Raw genomic sequence first — 12,364 nt, forward strand, 5'->3', positions numbered from 1 at the left:
CCCGCCGGCATTACGGGATGTACGGGCCGACGAGCTCGGCGAACTCCTCCGGGGCGACGATCCGGACGCCCAGGCTCTCGGCCTTGGTCCGCTTCGAGCCCGCCTTCTCGCCGGCCACCAGGAGGGACGTCTTCGCCGAGACGCTGGAGGAGGATTTGCCTCCCGCGCGTTCGATCAGCTCGTTCATCTGGTTGCGGCTCAGTGCCTCCAGGGCTCCGCTCATCGCGCCGGTGACCACGACGGACATCCCGGCCAGCGGCAACGCGGACGTGTCGCTCGCCTCGGGGTCGGCTCCGGGGTCGGCGGGGGGTGTCCAGCCGGGCTCGGTCATGGTGACCCCGGCCTTGACCAGCTTGTCGATGAGGTCGGCCAGCTCGATCAGCTCGGCCACCACCACCGGCGACTTCTCCGGGCCGATGCCCTCCACCGCCTGGATCGCCTCCGCGTCGGCCGTGCGGATGGCGTCCATGCTGCCGAAGTGGCGGGCGATGCGGCGGCTCATGGAGCGGCCGGTGCCGCGCACGCCCAGCGCGCAGAACACCCTGCTGAGCGGCTGCCCCTTGGCCCGCTCGATGGCGGCCAGCAGGTTGTCGGTGCTGGTCTCGCCCATCCGCTCCAGGTCCAGCAGCTGCTCGCGGGTCAGGAAGAACAGGTCGGCGAAGTCGACGATCAGGCCGGCGTCCAGCATCTGCTGGATCCGGTTTTCCGCCAGACCTTCGATGTCGAGCGTGTCGCGGCCGACGGCGTAGGCGATGGAGGCGATCGCCCGGCACTGGCGCCCGCGCACGCATCGCCAGCGCTCCTGCGAGCTGTCGATGGCGTCGCCGCACGACGGGCAGGCCTGCGGGATCTCGATCGGCCGCTCGTCACCGGTGCGCAGGTGCACCACCGGGGCCTCCACTCGCGGGATGACGTCGCCGGCCTTGTAGACGGTCACGCTGTCGCCGAGCATCAGGCCGCGCCGGGTGATGTCGGCGACGTTGTGCAGGGTGGCGTAGGTGACGACGCTGCCGTCGAGCTCGACCGGCTCCAGCACCGCCCGGGGGGCGATGATGCCGGTGCGGCCGGTGTTCCACTCGACGCCGATCAGCTTGGTGATCTTCTCGGTGGCGGGCAGTTTGTAGGCGATCGCCCACCGGGGCGCGCGTGAGCTGAAGCCCGCCTGCGCCTGGTCGGCGGCGAGATCGCACTTGATCACGATGCCGTCGATGCCGAAGGCCAGGTCGGCCCGCTTGGCGGCGATCTGCTCGACCCGCTCCTGAACCTGCTCCAGGCTGGTGGCGACGATCCCGCCGACGTCGGTGACGGCCGGAGTCTGCACGCCCTGCCCGGCGACCCACCCCATGACCTCGCTGTGCGCCAGCTCGCGCAGTCGCGTGGCCGGCTCGGAAGAGTCGTCGGGGAGCGGCAGCGCGCCGTAGCCGAAGAAGGTCAGCTCGCACACGTACGGCCGGTCCTGGGCGCGCAGCGTGCCGGCGGCGGCGCTGCGCGGGTTGGCGAACGTGGTGCCGTCGTGCGCCTGGCGCTTGGCGCACGCCTGCTCGAACTGGGCCGCGGTCATCATCACCTCACCGCGCAACTCCACCGTGACCGGCTCGGCCAGCCTGGCGGGCAACCCCACGATGGTGCCGATCGCGTGGCTCACGTCCTCGCCCGCGACGCCGTCACCCCGGGTGACCAGCTGCGTCAGCCGCCCGCCACGGTAGCGGGCGGCGATCGCCAGCCCGTCGAGCTTCGGCTCCACGCTCCACGCCGTGACCGGCCGGCCCAGCCTGCGCTCCAGCGACGCGGCCCAGTCGGCCAGCTGCTCGGCGCCGAAGACGTTGTCCAGGCTCAGCATCGGGACCGTGTGCGGCACGTCGCCGACCACGGCGCCACCGGCCACCTTGCCCGTCGGCGAGGTCGGCAGCACCTCGTCGGGGTGCTCGGCCTCGTACGCCTGGATGCCCCGGACCAGCCGGTCGTAGGCGTCGTCGTCGAGCGTCGACGTGCCGTCGCGGTAGTAGGCCGCGGCGGCGTCCAGGGCAAGCTGAACGGCCTCGGCGTAGGCGGTCTGATCAGCGAGCAGAGTGCTCGGGGGCGCGTCGGTCATGGTGACATCATCTCGCTCGGCACCGACATTTTCCGACCAGCTCGCGATCGGTTTCCGACCGGCCGAACGTGTCCCCAGCGCCGCCTCGGGCGTGCGCGGCACCGGCGGTCGCGCCCATGGGGGACCGGGAGATTAACAACAGGTTTCCTCAGTGACACATGTGTATTGCCCGTTACGCCAGTGAGTTACATGTAACGAACGCACAGCCACGGATTGTCAAAGTGCGTAACGCGCGATTCCTACATTCGAGTTCTCGACGCCGAGAGGCCGAGTGGCTGAATGGCCGAGTGGGCCGAGTGTAGGAGGAACGATGGCGCGCTGGATCGCCGAGTGGCACCCCGACGACAAGACTTTCTGGGAAGGCTCCGGCAAGCGGATCGCCCGGCGCAATCTCGCCTTCTCGATCCTGGCCGAACACCTCGGGTTCACGGTGTGGACGCTGCTGAGCATCGTGGCCGCCAAGATGGGCGCCTACGACTTCTCCACCGACCAGCTCTTCTGGCTGGTGGCGCTGCCCAACCTCGTCGGCTCCGTGCTGCGCGTCCCCTACACCTTCGGCCCGGCCAGGTTCGGCGGGGCCACGTTCACCACGGTCAGCGCGTTGCTGCTGATCATCCCGACGGTGCTGCTCGGGCTCGCGGTCAGCGATCCGGGCACGCCGTACTGGATGTTCCTGGTGATCGCGGCGCTGGCCGGGGTCGGCGGCGGCAACTTCGCTTCCAGCATGGCGAACATCACGTACTTCTACCCGCGCTCGCGGCAAGGTGTGGCGCTCGGGCTGAACGCGGCCGGCGGCAACATCGGGGTCAGCTCCGTGCAGCTGGTCATGCCGCTGGTGATCGGTGGGTTCGGACTGGCCGCCGCGGGCTGGTTCTGGGTGCCGCTGGTCGTCGTGGCCGCCGTGTGCGCCTGGTTCTTCATGGACAACCTGACGGTTGCCAAGGCCAAGCCGCGCGAGCAGCTGGCGGTGGCCGGGCGGGCGCAGACGTGGATCATGTCGTTCCTGTACATCGGCACGTTCGGCTCGTTCATCGGCTATTCGACGGCCTTCCCGCTGCTGGCCAAGAGCCTGTTCCCCGGCTCGCCGTGGGCGGCGGTGGCGTTCGTCGGCCCGCTGGTCGGCTCGCTGATCAGGCCGGTGGGCGGCTGGCTCGCCGACAAGAAGGGCGGGGCGCCGGTGACCCTGTGGAACTTCGCCGCCATGGGCGTCGGTGTGGTGCTGGTCTGGCTCGGCAGCACCTCGGGCAACTTCTGGCTGTTCTTCCTGTCCTTCCTGGTGCTGTTCTTCACGGCGGGCATCGGCAACGGCTCCACCTACCGGATGATCCCGGCGATCTTCCAGGCCAAGGCGGTGGCCGAGCGCGGCACCGGCGAGGAGGCCCTGATGTACGGCAAGCGGCAGGCGTCCGCCGCCATCGGGATCATCTCCGCGGTCGGGGCGCTCGGCGGCTTCCTCATCAACCGCGCGTTCGGCATGTCGTTCGCCCAGACGGGCAGCCCGGCCACCGCGTTCGTCGGGTTCGGCGTCTTCTACGTGGCCTGCTTCACGCTCACCTGGTGGTGCTACACGCGCAAGGTCGGTGTCTCGCTCGTCAGCAGCCTGGCCGACGCCCGTGTCTGAGGATTCCGTGGTGACCGCGACCCACTGCCCGTACTGCGCCCTCCAGTGCGGCATGACGATCACCGCCACGGGCACCGACATCACGATCACCCCGCGCACCGACATCCCGGCCAACTCCGGCGGCGCCCTGTGCCAGAAGGGCTGGACGGCGGCCGAGCTGCTGACCAACGGCGAGCGCCTGACCACGCCGCTGCTCCACGGCCGGCCCGTGGCCTGGGACACCGCCCTCGACTACGTGGCCGACCGGCTGACCGCCATACGCGCCGTGCACGGCCCCGACGGAGTGGCCGTGTTCGGCGGCGGCGGGCTGACCAACGAGAAGGCCTACCAGCTCGGCAAGTTCGCCAGGGTCGTGCTCGGCACCAGCCAGATCGACTACAACGGCCGCTTCTGCATGTCGTCGGCCGCGGCCGCCTCGCTCAGGGCGTTCGGGCTGGACCGCGGCCTGCCGTTCCCCATCACCGACCTGGCCGAGACCGACGTCGTCCTGCTGGCCGGCGGGAACGTCGCCGAGACCATGCCGCCCTTCGTCCGCCACCTGACCGGGCCGCGGCTCATCGTCATCGACCCCCGCCGCACCGCGACGGCCAAGCTGGCCTGGCTGCACCTGCAGCCCACGCCGGGCACCGACCTGGCGCTCGCCCTCGGGCTGCTGCACCTGGTCATCGCTGAAGGGCTCGTCGACGAGGACTACGTCGCCGCCAGGACCTCGGGCTTCGAGCAGGTCCGCACGTCGCTCGCGTCCTGGTGGCCCGAGCGGGTCGAGCGCGTCACCGGCGTGCCGGTGGGCAGGATGCGCGAAGCCGTACGCGCACTCGCCTCGGCCCGACGGGCCGCCGTGCTCACCGGTCGGGGAGCCGAGCAGCACGCCAAGGGCACCGACACCGTCACCGCGTTCATCAACCTGGCCCTGGCGCTGGGCCTGCCCGGCCGCCCCGGCTCCGGGTACGGCTGCCTGACCGGGCAGGGCAACGGCCAGGGCGGCAGGGAGCACGGTCAGAAGGCCGACCAGCTGCCCGGCTACCGCAAGATCGACGACCCGGCCGCCCGCGAGCACGTCGCGGCGATCTGGGGCGTACGACCCGAGGAGCTGCCCGGCCCAGGACGCTCGGCCTACGAGCTGCTCGACGCGCTCGGGACGCCCCAGGGGCCGCGCGCCCTGCTGGTCTTCGGCTCCAACCCGGTGGTCTCCGCGCCGCGCTCCGCGCACGTGACCGAGCGGCTCGACGCGCTGGACCTGCTGGTGGTCTGCGACATCGTGCTGTCGGAGACGGCCGCGCGGGCCGACGTGGTCTTCCCCGTGACGCAGTGGGCCGAGGAGACCGGCACGATGACGAACCTCGAGGGCCGGGTCCTGCTGCGCCGCCAGGCCGTACCCGCTCCCGAAGGGGTCAGGAGCGACCTGGAGATCATCCGCGAGCTGGCCGGCCGGCTCGGCCACCGGTTCTCGGCCGAGCCGCGCGAGGTGTTCGAGGAGCTGGGCCGCGCCAGCGCGGGCGGGGCGGCCGACTACGCGGGCATCACCTACGAGCGGATCACCGAGGAGACCGGCGTGTTCTGGCCCTGTCCCTCGCCGGACGACCCAGGCCGGCCGCGCCCGTTCCTCGACTCCTTCGCCACCCCCGACGGCCGCGCCAGGTTCGTGCCCGTCGAGCACCGGCCCGCGGCCGAGGAGCCCGACGACGACTACCCGGTCTACCTGACCACGGGCCGCGTGCTCGCCCAGTACCAGAGCGGCGCGCAGACCCGCAGGATCGCCGCCCTGACCAAGGCCGCGCCGGAGCCGTTCGTCGAGCTCCATCCCGACCTCGCCGAGCAGCTGGCCATCACCGCCGGAGACGTCGTGCGGGTGCTCAGCCGGCGGGGCGAGAGCACCGGGGTCGCCAGGGTCAGCGACACGATCAGGCGCGACACCGTCTTCATGCCGTTCCACTGGGAGGGAGCCAACCGTCTGACCAATCCCGCGCTCGATCCGTCATCGCGGATGCCGGAGTTCAAGGTCTGCGCCGTCAGGGTGGAGAAGGTGGCATGAGGCTCGTCGTAGTGGGGAACGGAATGGCCGGATCGCGGCTGGTCGGCGAGGTGCGGGCACGTGATCCGCACATGCCGGTCACCGTGTTCGGGGCCGAGACCTGGCAGCCCTACAACCGGGTGCTGCTGTCCAACGTCCTGGCCGGGAGCTCGGGTCCCGACCAGGTGCGGCTGCTCGACCCGAGCTGGTACGCCTCGCACGGCGTCGAGGCCGTCTTCGGCACCGAGGTGGTGCGCGTCGACAGGAGCGCCCAGACGGTGATCACCGCCGACGGGCGGAGCACGCCGTACGACGTGCTGGTCATGGCCACCGGCAGCGAGGCGATCGTCCCGCCGGTGCCCGGAGCCGAGCTGGCGATCCCGTTCCGCACGCTCGACGACTGCCACCGCATCCTGGCGGCGGCCGAGCACGGGCGCAGGGCGGTGGTGGTCGGCGGCGGGCTGCTCGGCATCGAGGCCGCGCGCGGGCTCGCCGGGCGCGGCCTGCCCGTGACGCTGCTGCACCTGGCCGGCCACCTGATGGAGCGGCAGCTCGACGCCGAGGCCGGGCTGGTGCTCGGCGAGACGCTCACCGGGCTGGGCGTGGACATCCGCACCGGTGTGACGGCCGAGGCGATCCTGGAGGAGGGCGTGCGGCTGGCCGACGGCGAGCTGGTCGAGGGCGACCTCGTCGTGCTGGCCTGCGGCGTGCGGCCCATGACGGCACTGGCCAAGGAGTCGGGCCTGTCCGTACGGCGGGGCATCGTCGTGGACGACGAGATGCGTACCGAGGACCCGGCGGTGTTCGCCATCGGCGAGTGCGCCGAGCACGACGGCACCGTCTACGGCCTGGTCGCCCCCGCCTGGGAGCAGGCGGCCGTCGCCGCGGAGATCATCACCGGCGGCAAGGCGCTCTACCGGGGCTCGCGGCTGGTGACCAGGCTCAAGGCCAGGAGCGTCGAGCTGGCCGCGATGGGCGAGACCCACCTCACCGAGGAGCACGCCGAGGTGGTGCGCTTCACCCACCGGGCCCGCGGTACGTACCGCAAGCTCGTCATCCGCGACGGCCGGCTGGTCGGCGCGATCCTGCTGGGTGACACCGACGCCGTCGGCACGCTCACCCAGCTGTTCGACCGCGGCGGCCCGCTGCCGGGCGACCGGGCCGGGCTGCTGTTCCCCGGCCTGGGGGCGGTCACCGTGGCCGACAGCCCGGTGCTGATGCCCGACGCGGCGAAGGTCTGCCAGTGCAACAACGTGACCAAGGGCCAGATCAGGGCGTGCTGGGAGGCCGGCGCGCGGGACGTGGCCGGAGTGGCGGCCGCGACCAGGGCCACGACCGGGTGCGGGACGTGCCGGGATGCCGTGGAGGGCATCGTCGGCTGGCTGTGTGAGCAGGAAGGGATCTCGGCATGAACAAGATCGTTGTCGTCGGTTACGGACCCACCGCCCACCGGCTCGTCGAAACGCTGCACGAGCGGGGCTTCGGTGGCCAGGTCACGGTGATAGGTGAGGAGCCCCGCCCCGCGTACGACCGGGTGGCGCTGACCTCCTACCTGTCGGGGACCAGCGTCGAGGACCTCACCTACCCGGTGCCGCCGGGCACGGTGACCAGGCTCGGCGGGCGCGTCACCGCGATCGACCGCGCGGCGCGCACGGTCACGCTGGCCGACGGTTCGGCCGAGCCGTACGACGTGCTCGTGCTGGCGACCGGGTCGGCGCCGTTCGTGCCGCCGGTGCCCGGCGCGGAGCACGCCTACGTCTACCGGACGATCGACGACCTGGACGCGATCAGGATGGCCGCCAAGGACGCGACCGAGGGCGTGGTGGTCGGCGGCGGACTGCTCGGCCTGGAGGCCGCCGACGCGCTGCGCGGGCTGGGACTCAAGACGCACATCGTGGAGATGAGCCCCTGGCTGATGCCGCGGCAGGTCGACGAGGGCGGCGGCTCGGTGCTCAAGAGCCACATCGAGGGGCTCGGGCTCAGCGTGCACGCCGGCGCGGGCGTCCAGGAGATCGTCGCGGGCGAGCGCGGTGTCACCGGGCTGCGCAAGCCCGACGGAACGCTGCTCGACGCCCAGATCGTCGTCTTCTCCGCCGGGATCAGGCCGCGCGACGAGCTCGCCCGCGCCAGCGGGCTGGACGTCGGTGAGCGCGGCGGCATCGCGGTGGACGCCGGGATGCGCACCTCGGACCCGGCGATCTACGCGATCGGCGAGTGCGCGCTGGCGGGCGGCATGGTGTACGGGCTGGTCGGGCCGTGCTTCACCATGGCGGAGGTGGCCGCGGACCGCATCCTGGGCGGGGCCGCCACCTTCGAGGGGGCCGACATGTCCACCAAGCTGAAGCTGCTCGGAGTCGAGGTGGCGCAGTTCGGCGCGATGGACGGGGCGCTCGACGTCACCTACATGGACCCGGTGGCCGGCGTCTACAAGAGACTGTTCATCAGCGACGACGCCCAGACGCTGCTCGGCGGCATCTGCGTCGGCGACGCCTCGCCGTACGGGTCGCTGCGGCCCTTCGTCGGCAAGCCGCTGCCCGCGGCGCCGTCCGACCTGCTGTTCACCGGGTCGGGGATGGAGCTGGACCTGCCCGACGACGCGCAGGTGTGCTCGTGCAACAACGTCTGCGCGGGGACGGTCCGCACCGCCATCGCCGACAAGGGGCTCACCGACGTGCCCGGGATCAAGGCGTGCACGCGGGCGGGCAGCACCTGCGGGAGCTGCGTGCCGATGCTCAAGCAGCTCCTGGAGAAGTCCGGGGTCGAGCTGAGCAAGGCGCTGTGCGAGCACTTCACCTACTCCAGGGCCGAGCTGTACGACATCGTCAGGGTGCGCGGCATCACCACGTTCTCGGAGCTGGTCTCCGCGCACGGGCAGGGCAGGGGCTGCGACATCTGCAAGCCGGCCGTGGCCTCGATCCTCGCCTCGCTGCACAACGGGCACGTCCTCGACGGCGAGCGGGCGGCCCTGCAGGACACCAACGACGCCTTCCTGGCCAACATCCAGAAGAACGGCACCTACTCGGTCGTCCCGCGTATCCCCGGCGGCGAGATCACCCCCGACAAGCTCATCGTGATCGGCGAGGTGGCCCGCGACTTCGGCCTCTACACCAAGATCACCGGAGGGCAGCGGATCGACCTGTTCGGGGCCCGCGTCGAGCAGTTGCCGCAGATCTGGCGGCGGCTCGTGGACGCCGGGTTCGAATCGGGCCACGCGTACGGCAAGGCGCTGCGGACGGTGAAGTCGTGCGTCGGCTCGGCCTGGTGCCGCTACGGCGTCCAGGACTCCGTCGGCCTGGCCATCGACCTGGAGCTGCGTTACCGCGGCCTGCGCGCGCCGCACAAGCTCAAGTCGGCCGTGTCCGGCTGCGCCCGTGAGTGCGCGGAGGCCCGGTCGAAGGACTTCGGCATCATCGCCACCGAGCAGGGCTGGAACCTGTACGTCGGCGGCAACGGCGGCTTCAAGCCGCGCCACGCCGACCTGCTCGCGGCGGATCTGACCACCGAGGAGCTGATCAGGACGATCGACCGGTTCGTCATGTTCTACATCCGGACGGCCGACCGGCTGCAGCGCACCGCCGCCTGGCTGGAGTCGCTCGACGGCGGCCTCGACTACCTGCGGCAGGTGATCATCGACGACTCCCTGGGGATCTGCGCCGAGCTGGACGCCCAGATGGAGCACCACGTCGCCACGTACGTGGACGAATGGCAGACGACCATCGATGACCCGGACAAGCTCGGCAGGTTCGTCAGCTTCGTCAACGCGCCCGGCGTCCCTGACCCGTCCATCGTCTTCGAGACCGAACGCGACCAGATCAAGCCCGTGGAGGTGGCTGTCCGATGAGTGGTTGGATCCCAGTCTGTGGCTATCAGGGGCTGCTGCCGGAGCGCGGGGTTTGCGCTCTGGTGGACGGCCGGCAGGTGGCCGTCTTCCGTACGTTCGACGGCACGGTGCACGCGATCGGCAACCTGGACCCGTTCAGCGGGGCGCAGGTGCTCTCACGGGGCATCGTCGGCACCCGGCAGGGGGAGCCGACTGTGGCGTCGCCCCTGCACAAGCAGGTCTTCTCGCTGGTGAGCGGGGTGTGTCTGGATGAGCCGGAGTTCTCCGTCCCGGTCTATCCGATACGGGTGGAGGCCGGGCTGGTACAGGTGGGTACGGGCGCCTAGCGGACGCCCGGTCGCTTCTATGGTTCGGCCAATACGTCCGCCGGTGGGTACACGTGGGCGGCCTGATGTCCCACCGGCAGGACACAGCGCCGGTCGGAGTCGATGCTGTCGCAGCGCTCCGCATCGTCGCGTTGGGGGAGGGGTTCGGGGGTAGTGCTCAGGATCGTCTCCAGGTGCGGCACTCGTGGGACGCTATCGGCGAGGCGGCGGCGGTTTGGTCGCGGCCCGGCAACGATCCAACCTCTGAACGATCTCATCAACTCCTGTGAAGGTTACTGTGAGCAATCCCCGGGGCTGAGGCGGCTGCTGGTAAAGGGGTCGTCCGAAGTGGATAAATGGTGCATTCGGGACGGCTTTTACGGGGAATCACCCCGCTATGAGCACAAAATCCCAGGCCAGAGCACTCCTGCTGGCGGCAGTCGTCCCGGCGTTGCTCGTCACGGGCTGTGCCGCGGGCGGTAACGATATGCGACTCATGGGCGCGGCCGCATCGCCGATGCCCTCCGAATCAGGCCCGTCACCGTACGAATCGGATACGGGCACCATGAGCCCGATGCCATCCGAGTCGGGCGTGAGCCCCGAACCATCGGCCTCCGAGAGCGGGCCGGCGGCGCCGATGACCTCGCCGCGCGCGGCCGTACAGGCGTACTTCGACGCCGCCAAGGCCGGAGAGGCGGACAAGGCCGTCGAGGCGTTCGCCACCGACGGCATGGCGGCCGTGGAGGGCAAGCCGACCGCGCAGGGCACCGACGCGCTGACCACGCTGTTCAAGGAACTGTTCAAGACGAAGATGATCGCCACGCACACCTTCGACGAGGCACGCGTCGTCGACGGCGTGGCCTTCGTCCGGACCACCAGCACCGAGGGCAGCGAGAAGTACCGCGAGTTCTTCATTCTCAAGAAGTCCGGCGGCGAGTGGAAGATCGAGCGCTTCATCAACAACAGCGCCTCGGAGTGAGCGGGCCGGTGACACACCCATCCGTGTCCATAAGCCCCTGACGGAACCAGCCCCGAGCGAGACCATGGCCGCCCCAGTGGCGGCCATGCCCATGCCAGTGGGCATGCGCGGTGGGCCGGGGGGCGACTTAGCCTGGGGGCATGCAGGATCTTTCGGCGTTCCAGCATCCGCGCTTCGCCCGCATGTACGAGCGGCTCAGCGCCGAGGCCGAGCGGAACGGCATGACCGGGCTGCGGCGCCGGCTGCTGTCCGGGCTCAGCGGGCGGGTGGTGGAGGTGGGCGCCGGAAACGGGCTGAACTTCCCGCACTATCCCCCGCAGGTGACCGAGGTCGTCGCCATCGAGCCGGAGGACCGGCTGCGCGCGCTGGGGGAGCGGGCCGCCGCCCTGGCGCCCGTGCCCGTCACGGTGGTGCGGGGGCATGGCGGTTCGTTGCCGTACGACGCCGGGTCGTTCGACGCGGCCGTGGTGTCGCTGGTGCTGTGTTCCGTCCCCGACCCGGCCGTGCTGCTGGCCGAGCTGCGCAGGGTGCTCGGACCGGACGGCGAGTTGCGCTTCTTCGAGCACGTACGCTCGGCGAACCCGATCCGGGGCGTGCTGCAGGATCTCATCACTCCGCTGTGGCGGCGGATTGCCGGGGACTGCCGCCCCAACCGGGACACCGCGACGGCGATCCGGGAGGCGGGGTTCGTGATCGAGGACGCCGACCGGTTCGTCCACCGGGCTACGCCGGGCTCGCCTGCCCTGACCCACATCCTCGGCCTGGCCCGCAGACCTTAGCCGCCGAGCCCACCGGCCCTGGTCGTCACAGGTCGCGTTCCTGCTGGTCGAGGATGGCGACGGAGATCGCCACCGCGGCGCCGGGATCGCCGTCCTCGATCGCCCGCAGCAGCTCCTCATGCGACCCGTCGAGCACCAGCGCCGCCTGCTCCATGTGGCGGACGCTGTCGCGCAACGCGTCGCTCATGCTCCGGTAGAGGTCGCCGAGCAGCGGGTTGTGCGCCGCGTCCGCCACCCGCAGGTGGAAGTCGACGTCCGCGTCGGCGAAGGCGTCCACGTCACCCGCCCGCCCGGCCGCGTCCCGCCGGACGAGCGCCTCCCGCAGGCCGGTGAGATCCTCCTCGGTCCGCTTCCCGGCGGCCAGCCGGGCGGCCACCATGTCGAGGCCGCGCCGCACGTCGATGATGTCCATCGCGGCCGCCTTGGCCAGCCGCCTGCCCAGCGCGACCTGCGACTCGTCGACCGCTGTGACGTAGGTGCCGTCGCCCTGGCGGGTGGTCAGCAGCCCGGAGTGGGCCAGCACGCGTACGGCCTCCCGCACCGAGAGCCGGCTCATGCCGAGGGTCTCCGCGAGCCGGAGCTCGGACGGGATCTTGGTCCCCACCGGCCACGCGCCGCTGGTGATCTCCCCGCGGAGCTCCTCGATCGCGGCGTCCACGAGGGAGGTCCGCGCCACGTTTCGCATGAGCCGTTCGCCGCATCTCAGTGATTGCCTAAGGGAAACCGTATCCTAAGC

General features: G+C 71.1%; 9 protein-coding genes. 7 read left to right on the forward strand and 2 right to left on the reverse strand.

All coding sequences use genetic code 11. The features are described from left to right. Nucleotides 1-10: 10 nt before the first annotated feature. Entirely contained in the window at nt 11-2,092 is a 2,082-nt protein-coding gene (gene ligA, locus LDL49_RS01720; RefSeq protein WP_225289065.1) for an NAD-dependent DNA ligase LigA, read from the reverse strand. Nucleotides 2,093-2,402: 310 nt separating this feature from the next. Here ligA and LDL49_RS01725 point away from each other — a divergent pair, with 310 nt between their 5' ends. The 7 genes from LDL49_RS01725 to LDL49_RS01755 all read left to right on the forward strand — a co-directional run bounded on the left by LDL49_RS01725 (nt 2,403) and on the right by LDL49_RS01755 (nt 11,628). Further along, on the forward strand, nt 2,403-3,713 hold the full coding sequence (locus tag LDL49_RS01725; protein ID WP_225289066.1) for an MFS transporter: 1,311 nt from the start codon (nt 2,403-2,405) through the stop codon (nt 3,711-3,713). A gap of 10 nt (nt 3,714-3,723) precedes the next feature. After that, nucleotides 3,724-5,745: a molybdopterin oxidoreductase family protein gene (locus LDL49_RS01730; RefSeq protein WP_225289067.1), complete on the forward strand. Its 2,022-nt coding sequence runs from the start codon at nt 3,724-3,726 to the stop codon at nt 5,743-5,745. Beyond that, nucleotides 5,742-7,136, forward strand: a complete 1,395-nt coding sequence (locus LDL49_RS01735; RefSeq protein WP_225289068.1) for an FAD-dependent oxidoreductase — start codon at nt 5,742-5,744, stop codon at nt 7,134-7,136. The genes LDL49_RS01730 and LDL49_RS01735 overlap by 4 nt, the downstream gene beginning before the upstream one ends. After that, nucleotides 7,133-9,565, forward strand: a complete 2,433-nt coding sequence (gene nirB / locus LDL49_RS01740) for a nitrite reductase large subunit NirB (protein ID WP_225289069.1) — start codon at nt 7,133-7,135, stop codon at nt 9,563-9,565. Before LDL49_RS01735 ends, nirB begins: the two co-directional genes overlap by 4 nt. Next, a complete protein-coding gene (gene nirD / locus LDL49_RS01745) occupies nt 9,562-9,891 on the forward strand; it encodes a nitrite reductase small subunit NirD (RefSeq protein ID WP_225289070.1) in 330 nt (109 codons plus the stop codon). The genes nirB and nirD overlap by 4 nt, the downstream gene beginning before the upstream one ends. Before the next feature lie 553 nt (nt 9,892-10,444). After that, nucleotides 10,445-10,849 carry a nuclear transport factor 2 family protein gene (locus LDL49_RS01750; protein ID WP_225289071.1) on the forward strand — a complete coding sequence of 135 codons (405 nt, stop codon included), beginning with the start codon at nt 10,445-10,447 and terminating at the stop codon, nt 10,847-10,849. Nucleotides 10,850-10,989: 140 nt separating this feature from the next. After that, nucleotides 10,990-11,628, forward strand: a complete 639-nt coding sequence (locus LDL49_RS01755) for a class I SAM-dependent methyltransferase (protein WP_225289072.1) — start codon at nt 10,990-10,992, stop codon at nt 11,626-11,628. A 25-nt stretch (nt 11,629-11,653) separates the two neighbouring features. Here LDL49_RS01755 and LDL49_RS01760 read toward each other — a convergent pair whose 3' ends face one another. Continuing rightward, nucleotides 11,654-12,313, reverse strand: coding sequence for a FadR/GntR family transcriptional regulator (locus LDL49_RS01760; RefSeq protein ID WP_225289073.1), 660 nt, complete (start codon nt 12,311-12,313; stop codon nt 11,654-11,656). Nucleotides 12,314-12,364: the final 51 nt, after the last annotated feature.

The sequence above is a fragment of the Nonomuraea aurantiaca genome, from assembly GCF_020215705.1.
Lineage (GTDB): Bacteria > Actinomycetota > Actinomycetes > Streptosporangiales > Streptosporangiaceae > Nonomuraea > Nonomuraea aurantiaca.